Below are 19232 nucleotides of genomic sequence, written 5' to 3'. Positions count from 1 at the left end.
CCAGACTGACTTCGCTACGTGCTTCGGTCACCGGTCGACGCCTCCCATCACGGGGTCGATGGATGCGACGGCGACGATGACGTCGGCGACCTGGCCGCCCTCGCACATCGCCGCCATGGCCTGGAGGTTGGTGAAGGACGGGTCGCGGAAGTGGACCCGGTAGGGGCGGGTTCCGCCGTCGGAGACGACGTGCACGCCGAGTTCGCCCTTGGGGGACTCGACGGCGGTGTACGCCTGTCCGGCGGGGACCCGGAAGCCCTCGGTCACCAGCTTGAAGTGGTGGATCAGGGCCTCCATGGAGGTGCCCATGATCTTCTTGATGTGGTCCAGCGAGTTGCCGAGGCCGTCCGGGCCGAGCGCGAGCTGCGCGGGCCAGGCGATCTTCTTGTCGGCGACCATGACCGGGCCGGGTTCGAGCCGGTCGATGCACTGCTCGATGATGCGCAGCGACTGGCGCATCTCCTCCAGGCGGATGAGGAAGCGGCCGTAGGAGTCGCAGCTGTCCGCCGTGGGGACGTCGAACTCGTAGTTCTCGTACCCGCAGTAGGGGTCGGTCTTGCGCAGGTCGTGCGGGAGTCCGGCGGAGCGCAGGATCGGGCCGGTGGCGCCGAGCGCCATGCAGCCGGTGAGGTCGAGGTAGCCGACGTCCTGCATACGGGCCTTGAAGATGGGGTTGCCGGTGGCGAGCTTGTCGTACTCCGGCAGGTTCTTCTTCATGGTCTTCACGAACTCGCGCAGCTGGTCGACCGCGCCCGGGGGCAGGTCCTGGGCGAGGCCGCCGGGGCGGACGAACGCGTGGTTCATGCGCAGGCCGGTGATCAGCTCGAAGAGGTCGAGCACCAGCTCCCGGTCGCGGAAGCCGTAGATCATGATCGTGGTGGCGCCGAGCTCCATGCCGCCGGTGGCGATGCACACCAGGTGCGAGGAGAGCCGGTTGAGCTCCATCAGGAGCACGCGCAGGACGGTGGCCCGGTCGGGAATCTGGTCCTCGATGCCGAGGAGCTTCTCGACGCCCAGGCAGTAGGCCGTCTCGTTGAAGAACGGCGTCAGGTAGTCCATGCGCGTGACGAAGGTGGTGCCCTGCGTCCAGCTGCGGTATTCGAGGTTCTTCTCGATGCCGGTGTGGAGGTAGCCGATGCCGCAGCGGGCCTCGGTGACGGTCTCGCCGTCGATCTCCAGGATCAGCCGGAGCACGCCGTGCGTGGACGGGTGCTGGGGGCCCATGTTGACGATGATGCGCTCGTCGTCGGACTTGGCCGCCGTCTCGACGACCTCGTCCCAGTCGCCTCCGGTGACCGTATATACAGTCCCCTCGGTCGTTGCCCTGGGTGTTGCTTGGGGAGTGGTCATCAGGAGTACGACCTCCGCTGGTCCGGAGCCGGGATCTGGGCGCCCTTGTACTCGACGGGGATGCCGCCGAGCGGGTAGTCCTTGCGCTGCGGGAAGCCCTGCCAGTCGTCCGGCATCATGATCCGGGTGAGGGCGGGGTGCCCGTCGAAGACGAGCCCGAAGAAGTCGTACGCCTCGCGCTCGTGCCAGTCGTTGGTCGGGTACACCGCGACCAGGGACGGGATGTGCCGGTCGTCGTCCGGCGTGGAGACCTCCAGCCGGATGAGCCGGCCGTGGGTGATCGAGCGCAGGTGGTAGACGGCGTGCAGCTCCCGGCCCTTGTCGCCGGGGAAGTGGACGCCGCTCACCCCCGTACAGAGCTCGAAGCGCAGGGCCGGGTCGTCGCGCAGGGTCCTGGCGACGGTCGGCAGGTGCTCGCGGGCGATGTGGAAGGTGAGTTCGCCCCGGTCGACGACGGTCTTCTCGATGGTGTTCTCGGGGACGAGGCCCTGTTCCTCCAGGGCGCCTTCGAGTTCGTCGGCGACCTCGTCGAACCAGCCGCCGTACGGCCGCGAGGAGGAGCCGGGCAGGGCGACGGTACGGATGAGGCCGCCGTAGCCGGAGGTGTCGCCGCCGTTGTCGGCGCCGAACATCCCCCGGCGTACGCCGATGACCTCGCCGTGCTCGTCGCGCGGGGCGGGAACGGCGGAGCCGTTGTGCTCGTCGCTCATCGCAGCAGCCCCTTCATCTCGATCAGGGGCAGTGCGTTGAGGGCCGCCTCCTCCGCCTCGCGGGCGGCCTCCTGCGCGTTGACCCCGAGCTTGGAGCCCTGGATCTTCTGGTGCAGCTTGAGGATCGCGTCCATCAGCATCTCGGGCCGCGGCGGGCAGCCCGGCAAATAAATATCAACCGGGACAATATGATCAACACCCTGAACAATGGCGTAATTGTTGAACATTCCGCCCGATGACGCGCAAACGCCCATGGAGATGACCCACTTGGGGTTGGGCATCTGGTCGTAGACCTGCCGCAGGACGGGCGCCATCTTCTGGCTCACCCGCCCGGCCACGATCATCAGGTCCGCCTGCCGCGGCGAGCCGCGGAAGACCTCCATGCCGAACCGGGCCAGGTCGTAGCGGCCCGCCCCGGTCGTCATCATCTCGATGGCGCAGCAGGCGAGGCCGAAGGTGGCCGGGAAGACGGAGGACTTCCGCACCCAGCCGGCCGCCTGCTCGACAGTCGTCAGAACGAAGCCGCTCGGCAGCTTCTCTTCGAGTCCCATGGTGTGCCCCTCAGCCCCTCAGTCCCATTCCAGGCCGCCGCGACGCCACACATACGCGTAGGCGACGAAGACGGTGAGCACGAAGAGCAGCATCTCCACGAGCCCGAAGATCCCCAGGGCGTCGAAGGTGACCGCCCAGGGATAGAGGAAGACGATCTCGATGTCGAAGACGATGAAGAGCATCGCCGTCAGGTAGTACTTGATGGGGAAGCGGCCGCCTCCGGCCGGAGTGGGTGTCGGTTCGATACCGCACTCGTACGCTTCGAGCTTTGCCCGGTTGTACCGCTTGGGGCCGATAAGCGTGGCCATGACCACGGAGAAGATCGCAAACCCTGCCCCGAGGGCGCCGAGCACGAGGATGGGCGCGTAGGCATTCACGCTCCTCGCTCCTTCCAGTCGTCCTTGACCGTTGGACCGCATCGGGCGACCTGGCTCGCCACCTCACCAAGATCGTGCACATGTGAGGCAGTTCACAAGCCCGACTGCCCCGCATCCTATGCCCGCCGTCCTGTGATCTGCGACACGGGGTACGACAACGTCTTTGTGATCTCCACCACCTGACGAACGATCATGAAGTCGGATGAGCGGTGATCTTCGTACACGAAGCGGCCGAGTGATCACGAGACGTGACATCCAATGCCGTTACCGCTGGTCAAAGGGGTGTCGCTCTATCAAGCCACGGCGTCACGCGCAAAATTGGAGATGGACACGATGGGGTGATAAAGGGATCTGCCCCACTCTGCGCCCGGAGCGCGGACGGAGGGCCTCACCCGCGAGAGGGTCCGCATGGAACGAAGTGGACACACTCCGACATATGTCATCTATCTCGCCAATCACCCACCGCGCGCCGCGAGTTCGGCACCGGCACCCCATCGCTCGCGCGGAGCACTCGTATGCCCGTCATGGCGAGACCATGCTGTGACCTGCGTCACTCGGCATCAGCCGTTATACAAGCGGGCTTGGCCAACCGTGTGAACGGATGGTAAGTGACGGGCAATTCGGGCGTATTGCAGAAAACCCGTGATCACAGCCATGATCGCGGGTGCCCGTTTTGCCCGTTACGGCGTCAATAAAGGCCCTCAGAAAGCGGATTCACAGATTCCGGACGTAACTGTGTCGCAACACACGTTTCTTGATGGATCCCCGGGAGCCCTGATAGCGCTAGTACCCATGTCCCACACCGCTCTCATACCCAGCCACCGGAAGCCCCGCCGAAACGCCTCCACGTCGGCGCTGCGAGCCGGAGTTGCCGGTGGCGTCCTCAGCACCATCGCGGTCGCGGGTGCCGCCGGGCCGGCCAACGCCGAGCCGGTGACCCAGACGATCGAGATGCCCACCATCACGGCGGGACTCTCCACCACCGTCGCGGCCTCCGCCGAGGCCACGCAGCAGGTCGCCCTGGACCTGGAGACACAGGCCCACGAGGAAGCCGCGGCCACCACCGCCGCCAAGGACGCCAAGAAGGCCAAGGCCGAGGCGGTCCGCAAGGCCGAGGCCAAGAAGAAGGCCGAAGCCGCCGCGAAGGCCAAGGCGGAGGCCGCCGAGCGCGCCTCCCGCGCCGCCGCGCGCACCACGCTCCAGACCACCACGAGCACCTCGTCGTCCGGCTCCACGGCCGCCACCACGACGTCGTACTCCTCCAACGCCACCGGCTCCGCCGCCTCCATCGTCTCGTTCGCGCAGGCGCAGGTCGGCGACGCGTACGTGCCGGGCGGCACCGGCCCCAACTCCTGGGACTGCTCCGGCCTCGTCCAGGCCGCGTTCCGCACGGTGGGCATCGACCTGCCGCGCGTCTCGCAGAGCCAGTCGACCGCCGGCACCCAGGTCTCGCTGAGCAACCTCCAGCCGGGCGACATCCTGTACTGGGGCAGCGCGGGCAGCGCGTACCACGTCGGGATCTACGTGGGCGGCGGCCAGTTCGTCGGTGCGCAGAACTCCTCGACCGGTGTGGTGCAGCGCCCGCTGAGCTACGACATGCCGACGGGCGCGGTCCGCGTCCTCTGAGAAGCACCGGCCGCGTTCACGGATTCACAAGCGCCTCGGCGCACGTCGCAGGGCCGCCGCTCCCCCGCTCGGGAGCGACGGCCCTGCGGCGTTTCCCGCAGTACCCGCCGCCGTGGCCCGCTTCCAGCGGAACCACCCAAAAGCGCCACCACCCCGCCGGCCGCCACGGACATCGCACACCTGCCGGACACCGCCCGCGTGCGCTTGTGAACCGGGGCGCGAACAACGCTCGTACCACTCACCGAGCGCAGGACGGCCCATGCCGTACACCCGACGGCCCCAGCCACTCGTCCCGACCCGCTCCCGTGAAGGCGCTCCCGTTGATCAGAGACTCACGAGACCCTGATCAATAGGCATAGGCCCTCACCAGCAGGGTTCCTGCGTCTTCTCCTCCAGGGGGAGGGATGACCTCGGCTTTGAGGTTCGAGTATCCGGAAGAGGCCAGAAGCCTCGACCATTCCTCCGGGCTGTAGTCCCACCTCGTCACTGCCCTGGCCTCTCTCAGAGTGCCGACAGGCCGAGTGCCGGCCGTTGGGGGCTTGTGGGAGAAGGCCAGTACGCCACCAGGGGAAAGCCTCTTGTGGATCAGAGGAAGAAGCTGTTCGGGATCCGTGAACCAGACGGGCCCGAAGATGGACAGGACCACATCGAAGGAGCCCTCGGTGTGGGTCAGGTAGTCGGTCACCTCGGCCGTGTGAAAGGCCAGACCGGGGAGGCGGCCCCATCGGGCCACGGCCTTCCCGCGCTGGCTGGGTGCGATGTCCACGCCGGTGCAGTCGGCCCCGAGCGTGGTGAGGTGGGCGAGGTTGCAGCCGGTACCGCAGCCCAGTTCCAGAACGGTCCGGCCCCGCAACTCTCCGAGGATCGATTCGTCGGGGCCGTGGTCGGGGTACTGCGTCCAGTTCAGCCACGTCGCGGCCCCGGAGGCATTGGTTTCCCTCCGTGGCATCCGCCCTTGGGCGTACCGCTCCCAGGCTTCGACGACCTCCATGCAGAACCTTTCCTCATGGTGACAACTCCCCTCGCCTCCAAGGGGAGTTGTCCCAGTCCGTGCGGTGTTACTTCCCGCTGTTGGGGCTGTCCGTGCACCCGGCGTGACACTGGGAGCAGTCGGCGGCGCCCTCCATGGTCCACAGCTCCGGGTCGATCTCGAAGCCGGTGGTCCTGATGGCCTTGGTTGTGTCCCCCAGCTCGGGCGGCCCCTGCGTGCCCTCTCCGGGCAGGTGCGGAACGTGGTGGATGTAGCGTCCCGCGTGCTGGTCGCAGAACGCCATGTAGTTCATCGAGTCGAGCACGAACGAGTGGACACCCAGATCCACGGCAGGGGAGGGCCCCATGCGGGTCTCGGGGCGCTCGGCCGAGGTCACCAAGTAGGCGACGGCCTGGCCGAAGGTGCGCTCGGCGAGTTCACGCTCCATGGCGTGGTCCCGCATGATGAGTCGGACTTCCCGGTCCCACACCTGGGTGGGGACGCAGTTCCGAGGGTCTCGGGCCTGCACCCAGGGGTATTGCATGGTCGAGGTTGGTCCGGTTCGCCCGGTTTATGTGTGCCGCGACGTCATGTCCGGTGTGTGGTGAGGGCACCCGGACAGCAGAGCAGGCACGGTGCTGGTGATCATGTGGTTGTCGAGACCCATGAGAACCGAGCGAGACCATGCCTGCCCGAACATCATCGCCCATCCCCGCCGCGCTGGGGCAACTGGGCTCCCAGACTGTCGCCGTTGTCCCGGACGACGTCGCTGACCTGCGCCGATTCCTGATCCATGTCACCGATCCCCGCGATGCGCGAGGGCGGAGATATCCGGCCCTCGCGTTGTTGTGCGCGGCCGTCGCGGCGGTGCTGGCCGGGGCCCGGTCGCTCATCGCGGTCAGCGAATGGATCACGGATGCCCCGCAGTCGGTGCTGGACGTCCTCGGCTTCGGCCACGACCCGTTCACGGGCTCGCGGCCGGTGCCGCACGCCGTCACCGTGCGACGCCTGCTGCACCGCGTCGATTCTGACGCACTGGACGCGGCGATCACCGCATATCTGCAGGCCAGAACGGTGCCTGAGCCTGTGCCGGAGGGGAATCGCCCGGCGCGACGGGTCATCGCGGTCGACGGCAAGGTGGTTCGCGGATCGCGCGCCAGGACGGCCCGCGGCGATCCAGTTGCCGGCCGCGATGGAGCACCACGTCGTGGTCCTGGCCCAGCGGCAGGTCGCCCCAGAGCAACGAGATCCCCTCGTTCCGGCCCCTGCTGGACCCCCTCGGCCTGGAGAACGCCGTGCTGAACACCGACGCCCTGCACACCCAGCACGGTCACGGCAGCTACCTGATCAGCCGCAGTGCCCACTACGCAGCCGTCATCAAGAAGAACCACCCCGGCCTGTCAGCGTCTTCCGCCAGGACGGCCAGACCAACATCGCCGCCGCCCTCCGCCACGCCGGCCGCGACTACCACCGGCCCCTACACGCCCTCGCTCACCTGACGAACCCGGACAGACCTCGAACACGCAATGACCCTGCCGACCCCCTGGTCTCCATTGTCCGCCAGCACTGGATGACGACCTTGGTGAGGGCGTCGACGATGCCGTTTTCGCGGGCTGCGGATGTCATGGGCGGCGCCAGCCAGGACCGGTGCGAGTCTGGCCTCGCAGCCGACTGACTGTCAGACTAGGCTTAACAGCTCTCAGAAGTCGCGGAGGTTCATGGATGGCGCGATTCGAAATCGGAATCAGCGACTCCGATAACGACACCGAGGAGTTGCGCGAGCTGTACAGGCTCTTTCGTGATGACGACGGACTCTCCACTGAGAGCATGCAACTGGAGCCACACGCCCCTGCTCCCGGACGCCTGGGGATTACAGAGACATTGATCATGTCACTCTCTGGCGCAGGTAGCGTCGCAGCTTTTAACCGGTGTTTGTTGGCGTGGATCAACACCCGAAAGCCAGGCAGGATAGAAATTACCATGAACGAAGGAAAGGATGCTCTTGTAATTGATGGAAAAATCCCCAAAGAGGTGATGGCCAAACTTATGGAGATTGCATCCAGTGGTTCACGTGGGCCTTCCTGACCCAGCTAGGTCGAGGGCAGTTCTGGTTGGGACCGCCAACTACATCAAGGATTCCGGGTACGAGAGTAATCCTTCGGTTAAGAGGAGTCTCGACGCTCTCGCAGAAAGCCTCAGAAGCTTGACTGGACTGAGCGACACACACATCTATGTGATAGATGATCCAGTGGACGCTCTGGAAGTTGGAAGAATACTCAGAACTGCGGGAAGTGAAGCCACAGGAGGTATGCTCCTATTCTATTTTGTCGGTCATGGAGTGAGCCTGAAAGACAACTCTCTGGCACTCACCGTCAAGAATTCCATCATGCTGGAGAGGGAGGCATCGCCCAACATTAGGTATGATTTCATCAAAGGCTTGATGATTGACTCCGCCGCCGCAAGCAAGGTTGTAATTCTCGACTGCTGCTACAGCGGAATTGCGCACGGAAGAGCCACCCTGGGGAAGCCTTTGTTGGACCCAGAAGTAGTGATAATTCCAGAGATAGAAGGGAGTTACGTATTAACTGCGACCGACACAAAGAGTCCGCTTGCGCTAGCCGAAGGAAGGGAGGGATGCACCTCCTTCACGGGAGATCTGATTGACGTTATGCGCAAGGGTTCCTCGGTTGGTCACGAGTACCTCACGATGGACGTCATATTTAATGAACTAAGAATCAGGGCGCGCAAGGAACGCTCCTTTGATGACACGTATCCCGTACCGCGGGCCAGCGGAGGCGGCCTCGGGAGCCGCGTTTCTCTCGCACGTAACCCAAATTACTCCAAACCCAGAGCCCCGTCGTGGCCAAATAACTCGCAGACCCGTTTCGAGAATGCGATGAATATCATGTGCGACGTGCAGAACGATGCCTCGCGCAGGATTATTTACGCTAAGCAAATCGCGCTAATTGCAGACGAGCTCTCAGAACGTGCCGACTTCGGCGCCAATCGTCGTGACCCCAGAGTTCAATTGTGCATCGACGCCTTGATCATATCTCTACGTTCTCCGTACCCAGTCGGCTTCGTTGCTCAGCCGTACAGATCATCGGCTGCCTACGATGCTCAGGTCATCCATCCTGAATGCTTGTACAGGCAAGAAGTCGTAAAAATCATAGCCGAGAGACGTCTGCTCCCACAGGGGAATGCAGAGTCTTGGAGCATATACCAACCAAGCCTGCGCAAAGCAATGCTATACAACTGCAACCTTTCTGACGTTAACCTCCGGAGCACCAACCTTCGCGATGCAAAACTTGTCGGAGCAGACCTCACAGGGACAAACCTTTCGGGTTCCATCCTGAGAGATGCGGATTTGAGCCATGCACACCTCTCTTTGACAGATCTGAGTGACGCCAGTCTCATTGCTGCCAACTTGTCACATTCTTGGCTAGGGGGAGCAAAACTGATCAAGGCGAATCTCGAATTTGCGAACATAACAAGAATAAGAGGGGCCGATAGAGCTGTAAAGACTGGCATGACATTCAGGGCATGGGGAGAAAAGGAAGTTTTTGTTGGAAGCTTCGGTCCGTATGCCCCTGATTAATAAGCCAGCTGTGCTGCGGAGCCCTCACGTACCCAGGGTCATTGCGTGTTCGAGGTCTGTCCGGGTTCGTCAGGTGAGCGAGGGCGTGTAGGGGCCGGTGGTAGTCGCGGCCGGCGTGGCGGAGGGCGGCGGCGATGTTGGTCTGGCCGTCCTGGCGGAAGACGCTGACAGGCCGGGGTGGTTCTTCTTGATGACGGCTGCGTAGTGGGCACTGCGGCTGATCAGGTAGCTGCCGTGACCGTGCTGGGTGTGCAGGGCGTCGGTGTTCAGCACGGCGTTCTCCAGGCCGAGGGGGTCCAGCAGGGGCCGGAACGAGGGGATCTCGTTGCTCTGGGGCGACCTGCCGCTGGGCCAGGACCACGACGTGGTGCTCCATCGCGGCCGGCAACTGGATCGCCGCGGGCCGTCCTGGCGCGCGATCCGCGAACCACCTTGCCGTCGACCGCGATGACCCGTCGCGCCGGGCGATTCCCCTCCGGCACAGGCTCAGGCACCGTTCTGGCCTGCAGATATGCGGTGATCGCCGCGTCCAGTGCGTCAGAATCGACGCGGTGCAGCAGGCGTCGCACGGTGACGGCGTGCGGCACCGGCCGCGAGCCCGTGAACGGGTCGTGGCCGAAGCCGAGGACGTCCAGCACCGACTGCGGGGCATCCGTGATCCATTCGCTGACCGCGATGAGCGACCGGGCCCCGGCCAGCACCGCCGCGACGGCCGCGCACAACAACGCGAGGGCCGGATATCTCCGCCCTCGCGCATCGCGGGGATCGGTGACATGGATCAGGAATCGGCGCAGGTCAGCGACGTCGTCCGGGACAACGGCGACAGTCTGGGAGCCCAGTTGCCCCAGCGCGGCGGGGATGGGCGATGATGTTCGGGCAGGCATGGTCTCGCTCGGTTCTCATGGGTCTCGACAACCACATGATCACCAGCACCGTGCCTGCTCTGCTGTCCGGGTGCCCTCACCACACACCGGACATGACGTCGCGGCACACATAAACCGGGCGAACCGGACCAACCTCGACCATGCAATACCCCTGGACCTGTACCACAGTTGCCATCAGTGGTTCCCTTCACGTGGTCGTGCTCGGGTGACGGAGGCGCGGGTCTCAGGGGCTACGCGCTCCCGCAATTTCGCCAGTGCTGCCATGCCGTCTCGCCTCCGGTAATTCGTGGCGGGAGAGATGATCCCCGAATTACGGAGCGATCCGACGAATTATTCACGTTGTTGATTAAAGATCACCTGCGGCAGTCTTCGGCCCAGGCTTGCAGACGCTCCCTGGCGCCATCCCCGAATATGGCGTGTTCCTCATAAGAGGTGAACCGGATAATCAGGTCCTGGACATCCCGGTTGTCGCGGAAAACAATAGCACCCAGATCCAGTTCAGCCGTCGCCAAAGTGTCGTCATAGATGGTGAACGTATTCAAGGACCCGGAAGTGAAGTGAACTCCCATCGGAATTACGCCCAATTGAATATTTGACTGGCGAGTGAAGGATGCGAGCCGGTCAATTTGCATGGCCAACTCGTGAGGGGGAACGAGCGGGTACCTAACAGCTTGCTCGGTGAGGATGAACGTGAATTTTTTGGAGCGATCAAACAGAACCTTCTGTCGCTCCAGCTTCATTGCTACGGCTTTGGCCTGCTGCTCCGGGGGCGCCTGGGCCAGACTGGCACGAACGTATTCAGGCGTGGCCAGGAGTCCGGTAACCATGGAGAGAAGGAAGTATCGGAACCTCTTGGAGGACGCCTCAAGTCCGGCCAGCTGCAACTGTTTCTTGTCCAGACCCTTCCTTCGGAGCGTCCTTCCGTCCTGCCACTCCGTCTGTGCGATTCGGGCTATAGCCATCGCTTCGGCCGAGACGGCCGGGGGAGCGTCGAGACCCCGAAGGATCTGCTCGACATCCAGGAGGGATGGGCGTCCCTTGTTGCTCTCAATTCGACTGATCTTGGATTGAGACATGTTGCAACGCGCGGCAAGCCGGACCCCTGAGAGTCCGGCTTGCTTGCGAAGGTGCTTGAGCATGGCCGCGAGTTCACGTCCCGACCGGTCCAGCTCATCAGGCTCGATAGCCACCGCTGACGTACTCCCTGAACGGCACTGATTCCGCGAGGGCGATCCTCTGGTATTCGATGTACGGAGTCGGGTCGCCCTCGTACAGCTCCCGACTGATCTGCGTGCCGTCACCCGCGTAGTTCATGAGGACCACTTCCGACCTATCGAACAGCCAGAAGTCCTGAACCCCCTCAAGGGGGTCGGGGCGATCGGTCACGTCCAGGATCCGGATGTCGTCCCCGGCCAGGGAGTGGACCTCGTAGTACATGAACTCGAATCGGAGATAGTCCGTGAGGGGCTGCCTGACGATGTGAACGCGCCCCTTGGACCGCCCCTCCGCCCTGATCTTCTGCAAGCCCTCCGTGTAGCCGGAACAATAGCTCCGAGGGTCGATTCGCTGCCCTGCCAGGAAGTCCCGGATATCTCCGTCCTCGCCCGGAACCCTGTACCAGGGAAGCGTCTCAAGCCGCCATGCCTCCTGTTTGAAGCCCTGAACCCTGGCGGTCCAGTCCTCACCATCCAAGAGCACGAACAGCCTCCCTCAGGACGCTCTCAGGGATGCGAACGAGACCTTCACCGGTCGGAGGCCGGAAGGTTAAGTCAGTGTCTCCCTGAACCACGATGGAGCCGTCAGAGGCTCGGTAGACGTTCGGGCAGTCGTCATTGTTGCAGTTCCCGTTTCCGTTGCCGGTGAGTCGGGTCAGTTCCTCGCGAGCCATAGCTACGAACCCCCTGCCGGCGGCCCCTGCGGGCCACTTGTCACGACAGTAGGAACGGGGCGGGAGTACGTCCATGCAGGGACGCGACTATGCGCGTCATTGCATAAACAGCTCCGGAGGACATGAACTTCCTGAAGCCCGGCACACCGCGAAGGGGCCGTCGCTCGCCCGCTCGGGAGTGACGGCTCCTTCGTTGGTGAACGGGGTCAGGAGCTGGGTGCCACCTTCGCCAGGCCGTTGATGATGCGGTCCATCGCGTCGCCGCCCGCCGGGTCGGTGAGGTTGGCGAGCATCTTCAGGGTGAACCTCATCAGCAGCGGGTGGGTCAGGCCGCGCTGGGTGGCGACCTTCATGACCTTCGGGTTGCCGATCAGCTTCACGAAGGCGCGGCCCATCGTGTAGTAGCCGCCGTAGGTCTCCTTGAGCACCTTCGGGTAGTTGCTCAGCGCCAGTTCCCGCTGGGCCGGGGTCGCGCGGGCGTGTGCCTGGACGATGACGTCGGCCGCGATCTGGCCCGACTCCATGGCGTACGCGATGCCCTCGCCGTTGAACGGGTTGACCATGCCGCCCGCGTCGCCGACCAGGAGCAGGCCCTTGGTGTAGTGCGGCTGGCGGTTGAAGGCCATCGGGAGGGCGGCGCCGCGGATCGGCATCGTCATGTTCTCCGGGGTGTAGCCCCAGTCCGCCGGCATGGACGCGCACCACGCCTTGAGGACCTCGCGCCAGTCCAGCTCCTTGAAGGCGGACGAGGAGTTGAGGATGCCGAGGCCGACGTTGGAGGTGCCGTCGCCCATGCCGAAGATCCAGCCGTAGCCGGGCAGCAGCTTCTCCTGCGGGCCTCTGCGGTCCCACAGCTCCAGCCAGGATTCCAGGTAGTCGTCGTCGTGCCGGGGCGAGGTGAAGTACGTGCGGACCGCGACGCCCATCGGGCGGTCCTCGCGGCGGTGCAGGCCCATCGCGAGGGAGAGCCGGGTGGAGTTGCCGTCGGCGGCGACGACGAGCGGGGCGTGGAAGGTGACCGGGGTCTTCTCCTCGCCGAGCTTCGCGTGCACCCCGGTGATCCGGCCGGTGCGCTCGTCGGTGATCGGCGCGCCGACGTTGCACCGCTCGTGCAGCCGGGCGCCGGCCTTCTGCGCCTGGCGGGCCAGCTGCTCGTCGAAGTCGTCGCGCTTGCGGACGAGTCCGTAGTCCGGGTAGGAGGCGAGATCCGGCCAGTCCAGCTGGAGCCGGACCCCGCCGCCGATGATGCGCAGGCCCTTGTTGCGCAGCCAGCCGGCCTCTTCGGAGATGTCGATCCCCATGGAGACGAGCTGCTTGGTGGCGCGCGGCGTGAGGCCGTCGCCGCAGACCTTCTCGCGGGGGAACGCGGTCTTCTCCAGAAGGAGGACGTCGAGCCCGGCCTTGGCGAGGTAGTAGGCAGTCGTGGAGCCGGCTGGGCCCGCCCCGACGACGATGACGTCCGCGCTGTGTTCGGACAGGGGCTCGGTCACGGTCGGCTCTCCCGAAGAACTCGAATTCACGTGCCGCGCGGCACAGGTCCAAGGCAGTCTATGGGGGCCTGCTGATCATCCTCCCGAAGGGCTGCCTGATGTCGATCGCGCCTGCCGCACCTCCCGTCATACAGCTGCGTGTCCCGACCGACGAGGACGCGGTGGCCTGGCATCGCGCCTTCGACGATCCGGAGGTGATGCGGTTCTTCGGCGGACGGCCGGACGAACTGTCGATGTACGAGGAGTGGACCGCCAGACAGCGCAGACACGACGCCGAGCTCGGCTACTGCCTGTGGACCGTGCTCGACGGGGAGGGCGAGGTCGTCGGCTTCACCGGGGCCCAGCCGTGGGCGCAGAGCGCGTACGGCCCGGTGGGCGAGACAGAGATCGGCTGGCGGCTGACCCGGGCGGCCTGGGGCCGTGGTTACGCGACCGCGGCCGCGCGGCTCACGCTGGAGCGGCTGCGCGCGGCGGGGGTCGAACGGGTCGTCGCGGCCGTCGATGTGCTGAACGAGCGGTCCGTGGCGGTGGCCCGCCGGCTCGGGATGGAACCGGCGGAGACCTTCACCACGAACGTGCCGGGCCAGGAGGTGCGGTGCTTCCGCCTGGACCTCGGCACGTGAGCGGGACCGCGGTCAGCCCTGCGGCGGGTTGTACGGGCCCGGCGGGGGCGTGGCGCCGGGCGGCGGGTTGTACGGGGTGCCCGGCGGGGGCGTGGCGCCGGGCGGCGGGTTGTACGGCGTGCCCGGCGGCGGGCCGTACGGGGTCTGCAGACCGTACGGGCTCGGCTTCGGGTACGCGCCGCCCTGGGTGAGGCCGCCACCCGGGCCGCCGCGCCCCGTCATCCGCAGCAGGTACGGCCCGACGAGCACCGCGCCGCCCACCCACAGCAGCCCGAACAGCAGCGCGTCCGCGACGGCCGGGGCGATCTCCATCGTGCCCCGGCCGCCGAGGTCGGAGACACCGCCGGAGACCTCCCACAAGAGGCCGCACATCCCGGTCAGCACCAGGAACCCGAGCAGGAACAGGCCGCCCGCGGTGAACTGTTCGCGCCGGTCGGCCGAGCGGCGGGCGGCGAGCAGGCCGACGACGAGGGCGCTGACGAGGCCGGTGGCCAGGGCCCCGGTCACGGCCCAGCCGCCCACGCTGTCGCCGAGGTCACCGAGGCCGAAGGCGCCGTGGTCCCCGCCGGAGCCGAAGTAGTCCGCCTGCCCGCTCAGGTCGTAGTCCACGGTCCCGCCCCAGCTCACCGAGAGCACCAGCAGCGCGATGTTGGGCAGCAGCGGCAGGGCGACCAGCAGACCCTTGCCGTGGACGCCGTCCATGTTGGCGTAGCTGATGAACCCGACCAGGGCGCACAGCAGCAGGACGACACCGAGCGCGCGGACCGCGGTTCCGGCGGCGCGTACGAGGCTCTGCGCGGCCGGGCGGGCGGCCAGCCAGCGCGCGGCGACGTCGCGTTGCAGGACGGCGGCGGTTGTCACGAGGGCGATGAGGAAGGCGCCGAGGGCGGCCAGGACCGGTGAGGAGTGCACCTCGACACCCTCGATCTCGGGCTGGGCGTAGAGCCCGAGGACCAGGACGGCCGCGGCGGTCACGGCGCTGATGCGTACCGCCGCTTCCAGGCCGGCGCCCTGTCTTCGGACGGCCCGAGCGCCCAGGATCAGCGCGCCGATCCACAGGACGGTGACGGTGAGCGGGATCAGCGAGAGCGTGACGTGGCCCTGGCCGCCGCCCGGGTCGAAGTCGCCGTAGGTGTCGCCGTACGCCGAACCGCCCCCGTAGCCGCCGGTGTTCATGCCGCCCTGCGTGGCGGCCCGTACCTCGAAGCCGCCGCCGACCGCCTGGAGCAGCATGGCGAGCGCGATGCGCAGCCGGTCGACGAGGCCGACGTAGTCCTCGTCGCCCTGCCCGTATTTCGGAATGGCCAGCGCCACCCCGAGGCCCAGCATCAGCCCGGTCGGCCAGAGGGCGGCCCGCACCGAGCCCGCCCAGTCACCGCGCACCACCCGGCCGAAGAAGAGCCCGAGCGGCGAGGGGCCCGGCGGAGCGGCCGGTATCGGCGCGTACCCGGGCGGCGGCGGGGAACCGGGCCCCGCCGCGAACTGCGGCGCACCGGGCGGCGGGGAGCCGGCGGGCGGTGCGGCGGCCGGGGGCGGGGGCGCGGCGGGCTGCGGGGGCGGCGCCGCCGGGGCCTGCGGGCGCTCGCGCCCGCATTTCATGCAGAAGAGCGCCGTGTCCGGCGCCTGGGTTCCACAAAACGGGCAGTACGACGGCATGAGGGCTCCGCAACGGGGACGGTGGCGAGCGAAACGGTGACACACGGGAACGGGGAAGACGCGTGCCGTATCAACGACACATCTTCCCCGCCCACCGGTTCCCGTCAACTCGGAATACGCGCAACCGCTTTCGGTACCCCGCGCCTCCTCGGAGAGCCGCCCCGTGCCTCCTCGGAGAGCCGCCGTGCGCGCCCTCGGTGAGCCGCCGCGCGGAATGCGTACCACCGCTTCCGCGGGCGCCCCGCGACCGCGCCCGGAGCGTCAGTCGCGCACGCCCCGGTGCAGGGCCACCACGCCCCCGGTGAGGTTGCGCCAGGCGACCTGGGACCAGCCGGCCCGCTGGAGCTTCCTGGCCAGTCCGGGCTGGTCGGGCCAGGCGCGGATCGACTCGGCGAGGTAGACGTACGCGTCGGGGTTGGACGACACCGTGCGCGCGACCGGCGGCAGGGCGCGCATCAGGTACTCGGTGTAGACGGTCCTGAACGGCGTCCAGACCGGCTGGGAGAACTCACAGATGACGACCCGGCCACCCGGCTTCGTCACCCGGTACAGCTCGCGGAGCGCCGCGTCCGTGTCCTGGACGTTGCGCAGCCCGAAGGAGATCGTCACCGCGTCGAAGGTCTCGTCGCGGAACGGGAGTTTCGTGGCGTCGCCGGCGGTGAAGGGCAGCCAGGAATTGCGCCTCTTGCCCTCGCGGAGCATCCCGATGGAGAAGTCGCACGGCACGACGTACGCACCGGTCGCGGCGAACGGCAGCGAGGACGTCGCCGTCCCGGCCGCCAGGTCGAGCACCTTCTGCGCGGGCCGCGCGTCCACCGCCCTGGCGACCTCCTTGCGCCACAGCCGGGCCTGGCCGAGCGAGAGCACGTCGTTGGTGAGGTCGTAGTTCGCCGCCACGTCGTCGAACATCGAGGCGACTTCGTGCGGCTGCTTGTCCAGGGATGCTCGGGTCACGCCACCCATTCAAGCAGCCCGGTCCCGGCGTCCTCGCGGCGGACGCCCGCCCATGCCGGCCCGGCTTCAACCTTTCCGGCGCGACGGCACTCAGTACTCAAGGGGGAACACCACCGAAGGACCGGAAAGGGAGGCAGATGTCCGCAGGAGCCAGCCGGGGGGCCGACGGCTTCGAGGAATTCGCCCGCGCCGGTCAGCGCAGGCTCTACCGCACCGCGTATCTGCTCTGCGGTGACGCCGAGGCCGCCCGCGATCTGACCCAGACGACGCTGGCGAAGCTGTTCCAGCACTGGCACCGGGCGAGCGCCGCCGACCATCCGGACGCCTACGCCCGGACCGTGCTGACCCGCACCTACATCGCCGAGCGCCGCCGCAGGCTGCGCGACCTCCTCGCCCACACGCCGATAGCCGCGCCCGTGCCCGCCGCGGTTCCCGAGCTGACGGTCACGCTGCTGGCCGCGCTCGCCGAACTGCCGCCGCGGGCACGGGCGATGGTCGTGCTGCGGTACTGGGAGGACCTGAGCGTGGAGACCGTCGCCGGGCTGCTGCGGTGCAGCCCGTCCACCGTCAAGAGCCAGTGCTCGCGCTCACTGGCGACGCTGCGCGCCCGCCTGGGCGACGCGCACCTCTACACCACCCGAAGCTGAGGAGATACGTCGTGGACACGTTTACGGACAGCTCCTCGGGCGGGGAGACCGCCGGGGAGGACGGGGTGCCGCTGGTCAGGGTGGCCATGGAGCGGGCGGCCGAGGGGGCGCCCCCGCTGCCCGACCTGGTGCCCGCCGCCGTGGCGCAGGGCCGCAGCCGCCGGACCCGCGCGCGGGCGGCCATCGGGGCCGGGGTGAGCGCCGTGGTCGCCCTGGGCGTGTTCTCCGCGACCCTGCCGCTGTGGGGCGCGGACGAGGGCGGGGCCGCGCGGCCGGCGCGGAGCTGGTCGGCCGCCGCACGGGCCACCGAGGCCACCCCGCCCACGGCCACCGAGGCCACCCCGCCCACGGCCACTGAGGCCCCACGGGCCGTCCGTCCTCCCGTGCACGTCGAACCGAGCCCCGGCGAGTCGTCCATGGCGGACCTGCCCGCCGCCGAACGGGCCCGGCAGGAGAGCTTCCAGCAGAAGGTGGCCCGCCTGCTCGACGAGCTGCTGCCCCGGGGCCTCGGCACGGTCCGCCCGGTCGACCTCGCCGTCAGCCGGTACCAGACGGCCGAGGACGGCAGCACCTTCCCGGTCGTCCTCTCCGTGCGCCGCCGGGGCGATGGGGGTGAGGGGCCCGAGCCGCCGCCCTGCCGCGACAACCCGGTGAAGGGTTTCCAGTGCAAGCAGGCGATGCTGCCGGGCGGTCTCAAGGCCCGTGCGGTGACCGCTGTGGGGAACTCGCGGGGCTCGCAGACCATCACCGGCGTCGATGTCACCTTCGACTACCGCGACAGCGCCGTGAGGCTCGCCGTCACGGGTGACGACGCCACGATGGTGTCGGCCCCCGTCAGCGCGGACCAACTGCTCGCGGTCGCCGCCGACGCCCGGTTCCTGGAGCTGGTGGCGTACGCGGACAGCCGTCCGATGGAGGAGAAGGACGGTGCCATCCGTGGCGGCTGAGAGAAGAAGGGGCCGGCAGGGCCGGCCGGGCCGAGGGGGGCGGCGGCGGGCCCGGCGGCTGCGGCGGCGCCGCGGCCGCATACGGATGCTGGCCGCCGTGGCCGTCACGGGGGCGCTGATCGGTGCCGCCGTGCTCCTCGGTCCCCGTTGGGCGGGCGGGGACGACGCACCCGACGCCGTCGCCGCCACCGCCGGGTCGCCCCACCCGTCCGCCGCCCCGTCCTCCCCGGCGGCGAAGCCGAGCGACGCCACGAAGCCGCCCCCGTCCCCGTCCCCCTCCCCCAGCCGCTCCACCCTTCGTATCCCCGCGACCGGCCCCGGCACGTTCACAGTGGCCGGCGCCTCCGGCACGTCGGGCGGGCAGAACGCCTACCGGGTGGAGGTGGAGGACGGTTCGGGCGTCGATCCGGACGCGGCGGCCGACCTGATCGCGGGCATCCTCGCCGCGCCGCGTGGCTGGGCGCACGGCGGGGAGCACACGTTCCACCGGGTCGCGTCGGGGCCGGCCGGGCTCGTCGTCCGTATCGCGACCGCCGCCACCACCGACAAGATCTGCGGGCAGGGCGGGCTCAACACGCGTGGCGAGGTCAACTGCCGCGTCGGCGAGGTGGTGATGGTCAACCTCAAGCGCTGGCAGACCGGTTCACCCGAATTCGACGGCCCCCTGGCCGAATACCGCGCACTCATCATCAACCACGAAGTCGGCCACTGGCTCGGCCACGGCCACGAGACCTGCCCCGGCAAGGGCCGCCCCGCCCCCGCCATGATGCAGCAGATATACGGGCTCAAAGGGTGCGTCTCCAATGCCTGGCCCTACGACGAAAACGGGGCATACCTGGGTGGTCCGTCCGTGCCGTAACGGTTCTTCACCGGCACTCCCCCGAGCTCCTGTGCATGTGGACTGAACCAATCGGCGCCGTCGTCGGTCCTACAGCGGGGGACGGAATCAGCCGATCACGG

General features: G+C 67.5%; 23 protein-coding genes. 9 read left to right on the top strand and 14 right to left on the bottom strand.

Going from position 1 to position 19232, the window contains the following annotated elements; genetic code table 11:
- Positions 1 to 27 precede the first annotated feature (27 nt).
- Genes P8A18_RS20225 through P8A18_RS20210 form a run of 4 tightly spaced genes read right to left on the bottom strand, consistent with a single transcriptional unit; the run spans position 28 to position 2989 of the window.
- A complete protein-coding gene (locus P8A18_RS20225) occupies positions 28 to 1350 on the bottom strand; it encodes an NADH-quinone oxidoreductase subunit D (protein ID WP_306056395.1) in 1323 nt (440 codons plus the stop codon).
- Complete coding sequence (locus tag P8A18_RS20220; protein ID WP_306056393.1) at positions 1350 to 2060, bottom strand: NADH-quinone oxidoreductase subunit C; 711 nt, start codon at positions 2058 to 2060, stop codon at positions 1350 to 1352. Before P8A18_RS20220 ends, P8A18_RS20225 begins: the two co-directional genes overlap by 1 nt.
- Positions 2057 to 2611, bottom strand: a complete 555-nt coding sequence (locus P8A18_RS20215; RefSeq protein WP_018553506.1) for a NuoB/complex I 20 kDa subunit family protein — start codon at positions 2609 to 2611, stop codon at positions 2057 to 2059. The genes P8A18_RS20220 and P8A18_RS20215 overlap by 4 nt, the downstream gene beginning before the upstream one ends.
- A gap of 18 nt (positions 2612 to 2629) precedes the next feature.
- Positions 2630 to 2989 (bottom strand): NADH-quinone oxidoreductase subunit A, encoded by a 360-nt coding sequence (locus P8A18_RS20210; protein WP_003992243.1) that lies wholly within the window; start codon positions 2987 to 2989, stop codon positions 2630 to 2632.
- Between the two features lie 792 nt (positions 2990 to 3781).
- Between P8A18_RS20210 and P8A18_RS20205 the strand changes: the two genes are divergently transcribed.
- Positions 3782 to 4615 carry a C40 family peptidase gene (locus P8A18_RS20205; RefSeq protein WP_306056391.1) on the top strand — a complete coding sequence of 278 codons (834 nt, stop codon included), beginning with the start codon at positions 3782 to 3784 and terminating at the stop codon, positions 4613 to 4615.
- 346 nt (positions 4616 to 4961) lie between these two features.
- Here P8A18_RS20205 and P8A18_RS20200 read toward each other — a convergent pair whose 3' ends face one another.
- Together P8A18_RS20200 and P8A18_RS20195 are read right to left on the bottom strand one after the other, a co-directional pair.
- Entirely contained in the window at positions 4962 to 5606 is a 645-nt protein-coding gene (locus P8A18_RS20200) for a class I SAM-dependent methyltransferase (RefSeq protein WP_306056389.1), read from the bottom strand.
- Positions 5607 to 5673: 67 nt separating this feature from the next.
- On the bottom strand, positions 5674 to 6048 hold the full coding sequence (locus tag P8A18_RS20195) for a glycine-rich domain-containing protein (RefSeq protein ID WP_306056388.1): 375 nt from the start codon (positions 6046 to 6048) through the stop codon (positions 5674 to 5676).
- Positions 6049 to 6269: 221 nt separating this feature from the next.
- Between P8A18_RS20195 and P8A18_RS34330 the strand changes: the two genes are divergently transcribed.
- The 4 genes from P8A18_RS34330 (at position 6270) to P8A18_RS20175 (ending at position 9183) form a co-directional block, all read left to right on the top strand.
- On the top strand, positions 6270 to 6887 hold the full coding sequence (locus tag P8A18_RS34330) for a transposase family protein (protein WP_371933697.1): 618 nt from the start codon (positions 6270 to 6272) through the stop codon (positions 6885 to 6887).
- Complete coding sequence (locus tag P8A18_RS20185; RefSeq protein WP_306056382.1) at positions 6881 to 7084, top strand: hypothetical protein; 204 nt, start codon at positions 6881 to 6883, stop codon at positions 7082 to 7084. Before P8A18_RS34330 ends, P8A18_RS20185 begins: the two co-directional genes overlap by 7 nt.
- A gap of 223 nt (positions 7085 to 7307) precedes the next feature.
- Positions 7308 to 7670, top strand: a complete 363-nt coding sequence (locus P8A18_RS20180) for an effector-associated constant component EACC1 (RefSeq protein ID WP_306056386.1) — start codon at positions 7308 to 7310, stop codon at positions 7668 to 7670.
- Complete coding sequence (locus P8A18_RS20175; protein WP_306056384.1) at positions 7657 to 9183, top strand: pentapeptide repeat-containing protein; 1527 nt, start codon at positions 7657 to 7659, stop codon at positions 9181 to 9183. The genes P8A18_RS20180 and P8A18_RS20175 overlap by 14 nt, the downstream gene beginning before the upstream one ends.
- Before the next feature lie 69 nt (positions 9184 to 9252).
- Here the strand turns inward: P8A18_RS20175 and P8A18_RS20170 are convergent, their stop codons facing one another.
- From P8A18_RS20170 to P8A18_RS20145, 6 genes are all read right to left on the bottom strand, one after another.
- Positions 9253 to 9456 carry a hypothetical protein gene (locus P8A18_RS20170; RefSeq protein WP_306056382.1) on the bottom strand — a complete coding sequence of 68 codons (204 nt, stop codon included), beginning with the start codon at positions 9454 to 9456 and terminating at the stop codon, positions 9253 to 9255.
- Complete coding sequence (locus tag P8A18_RS34325) at positions 9450 to 10067, bottom strand: transposase family protein (protein WP_371933697.1); 618 nt, start codon at positions 10065 to 10067, stop codon at positions 9450 to 9452. Before P8A18_RS34325 ends, P8A18_RS20170 begins: the two co-directional genes overlap by 7 nt.
- Positions 10068 to 10420: 353 nt before the next feature.
- The gene (locus tag P8A18_RS20160; RefSeq protein WP_306056379.1) at positions 10421 to 11257 is read right to left on the bottom strand and encodes a Scr1 family TA system antitoxin-like transcriptional regulator; all 837 of its coding nucleotides are present in this window, start codon (positions 11255 to 11257) and stop codon (positions 10421 to 10423) included.
- Positions 11241 to 11765: a DUF6879 family protein gene (locus tag P8A18_RS20155; protein WP_306056377.1), complete on the bottom strand. Its 525-nt coding sequence runs from the start codon at positions 11763 to 11765 to the stop codon at positions 11241 to 11243. Before P8A18_RS20155 ends, P8A18_RS20160 begins: the two co-directional genes overlap by 17 nt.
- The gene (locus P8A18_RS20150; protein WP_306056375.1) at positions 11749 to 11955 is read right to left on the bottom strand and encodes a hypothetical protein; all 207 of its coding nucleotides are present in this window, start codon (positions 11953 to 11955) and stop codon (positions 11749 to 11751) included. The genes P8A18_RS20155 and P8A18_RS20150 overlap by 17 nt, the downstream gene beginning before the upstream one ends.
- A 206-nt stretch (positions 11956 to 12161) precedes the next feature.
- Entirely contained in the window at positions 12162 to 13445 is a 1284-nt protein-coding gene (locus tag P8A18_RS20145) for a geranylgeranyl reductase family protein (protein ID WP_306056373.1), read from the bottom strand.
- A gap of 98 nt (positions 13446 to 13543) precedes the next feature.
- Here P8A18_RS20145 and P8A18_RS20140 point away from each other — a divergent pair, with 98 nt between their 5' ends.
- Complete coding sequence (locus P8A18_RS20140; protein ID WP_306056372.1) at positions 13544 to 14068, top strand: GNAT family N-acetyltransferase; 525 nt, start codon at positions 13544 to 13546, stop codon at positions 14066 to 14068.
- A gap of 12 nt (positions 14069 to 14080) precedes the next feature.
- On the opposite strand, the gene P8A18_RS20135 is transcribed toward P8A18_RS20140, so the two are convergent.
- Both P8A18_RS20135 and P8A18_RS20130 read right to left on the bottom strand, forming a co-directional pair.
- A complete protein-coding gene (locus P8A18_RS20135; protein ID WP_306056370.1) occupies positions 14081 to 15724 on the bottom strand; it encodes a zinc ribbon domain-containing protein in 1644 nt (547 codons plus the stop codon).
- Positions 15725 to 15985: 261 nt separating this feature from the next.
- A complete protein-coding gene (locus tag P8A18_RS20130) occupies positions 15986 to 16678 on the bottom strand; it encodes a demethylmenaquinone methyltransferase (protein WP_306056368.1) in 693 nt (230 codons plus the stop codon).
- Positions 16679 to 16815: 137 nt separating this feature from the next.
- Here P8A18_RS20130 and P8A18_RS20125 point away from each other — a divergent pair, with 137 nt between their 5' ends.
- The 3 genes from P8A18_RS20125 (at position 16816) to P8A18_RS20115 (ending at position 19131) form a co-directional block, all read left to right on the top strand.
- The gene (locus tag P8A18_RS20125) at positions 16816 to 17325 is read left to right on the top strand and encodes a SigE family RNA polymerase sigma factor (RefSeq protein WP_306056366.1); all 510 of its coding nucleotides are present in this window, start codon (positions 16816 to 16818) and stop codon (positions 17323 to 17325) included.
- Between the two features lie 11 nt (positions 17326 to 17336).
- Positions 17337 to 18272 carry a hypothetical protein gene (locus tag P8A18_RS20120; protein WP_306056365.1) on the top strand — a complete coding sequence of 312 codons (936 nt, stop codon included), beginning with the start codon at positions 17337 to 17339 and terminating at the stop codon, positions 18270 to 18272.
- A gap of 85 nt (positions 18273 to 18357) precedes the next feature.
- A complete protein-coding gene (locus P8A18_RS20115; protein WP_371933782.1) occupies positions 18358 to 19131 on the top strand; it encodes a DUF3152 domain-containing protein in 774 nt (257 codons plus the stop codon).
- Positions 19132 to 19232: the final 101 nt, after the last annotated feature.

This window comes from Streptomyces sp. Mut1 (assembly GCF_030719295.1).
Classification (GTDB): Bacteria; Actinomycetota; Actinomycetes; order Streptomycetales; family Streptomycetaceae; genus Streptomyces; species Streptomyces castrisilvae.
This window is presented reverse-complemented; position numbering and strand designations above follow the sequence as displayed.

Excerpts from the sequence above, each read along its gene's own strand:
- P8A18_RS20225 (WP_306056395.1), bottom strand. The coding sequence starts at position 1,350 with ATGACCACTCCCCAAGCAACACCCAGGGCAACGACCGAGGGGACTGTA.
- P8A18_RS20125 (WP_306056366.1), top strand. The coding sequence starts at position 16,816 with ATGTCCGCAGGAGCCAGCCGGGGGGCCGACGGCTTCGAGGAATTCGCC.
- P8A18_RS20140 (WP_306056372.1), top strand. The coding sequence starts at position 13,544 with ATGTCGATCGCGCCTGCCGCACCTCCCGTCATACAGCTGCGTGTCCCG.
- P8A18_RS20195 (WP_306056388.1), bottom strand. The coding sequence starts at position 6,048 with ATGCGGGACCACGCCATGGAGCGTGAACTCGCCGAGCGCACCTTCGGC.
- P8A18_RS20215 (WP_018553506.1), bottom strand. The coding sequence starts at position 2,611 with ATGGGACTCGAAGAGAAGCTGCCGAGCGGCTTCGTTCTGACGACTGTC.
- P8A18_RS34325 (WP_371933697.1), bottom strand. The coding sequence starts at position 10,067 with ATGCCTGCCCGAACATCATCGCCCATCCCCGCCGCGCTGGGGCAACTG.
- P8A18_RS20220 (WP_306056393.1), bottom strand. The coding sequence starts at position 2,060 with ATGAGCGACGAGCACAACGGCTCCGCCGTTCCCGCCCCGCGCGACGAG.
- P8A18_RS20200 (WP_306056389.1), bottom strand. The coding sequence starts at position 5,606 with ATGGAGGTCGTCGAAGCCTGGGAGCGGTACGCCCAAGGGCGGATGCCA.
- P8A18_RS20205 (WP_306056391.1), top strand. The coding sequence starts at position 3,782 with ATGTCCCACACCGCTCTCATACCCAGCCACCGGAAGCCCCGCCGAAAC.
- P8A18_RS20115 (WP_371933782.1), top strand. The coding sequence starts at position 18,358 with ATGCTGGCCGCCGTGGCCGTCACGGGGGCGCTGATCGGTGCCGCCGTG.
- P8A18_RS34330 (WP_371933697.1), top strand. The coding sequence starts at position 6,270 with ATGCCTGCCCGAACATCATCGCCCATCCCCGCCGCGCTGGGGCAACTG.
- P8A18_RS20180 (WP_306056386.1), top strand. The coding sequence starts at position 7,308 with ATGGCGCGATTCGAAATCGGAATCAGCGACTCCGATAACGACACCGAG.
- P8A18_RS20135 (WP_306056370.1), bottom strand. The coding sequence starts at position 15,724 with ATGCCGTCGTACTGCCCGTTTTGTGGAACCCAGGCGCCGGACACGGCG.
- P8A18_RS20150 (WP_306056375.1), bottom strand. The coding sequence starts at position 11,955 with ATGGCTCGCGAGGAACTGACCCGACTCACCGGCAACGGAAACGGGAAC.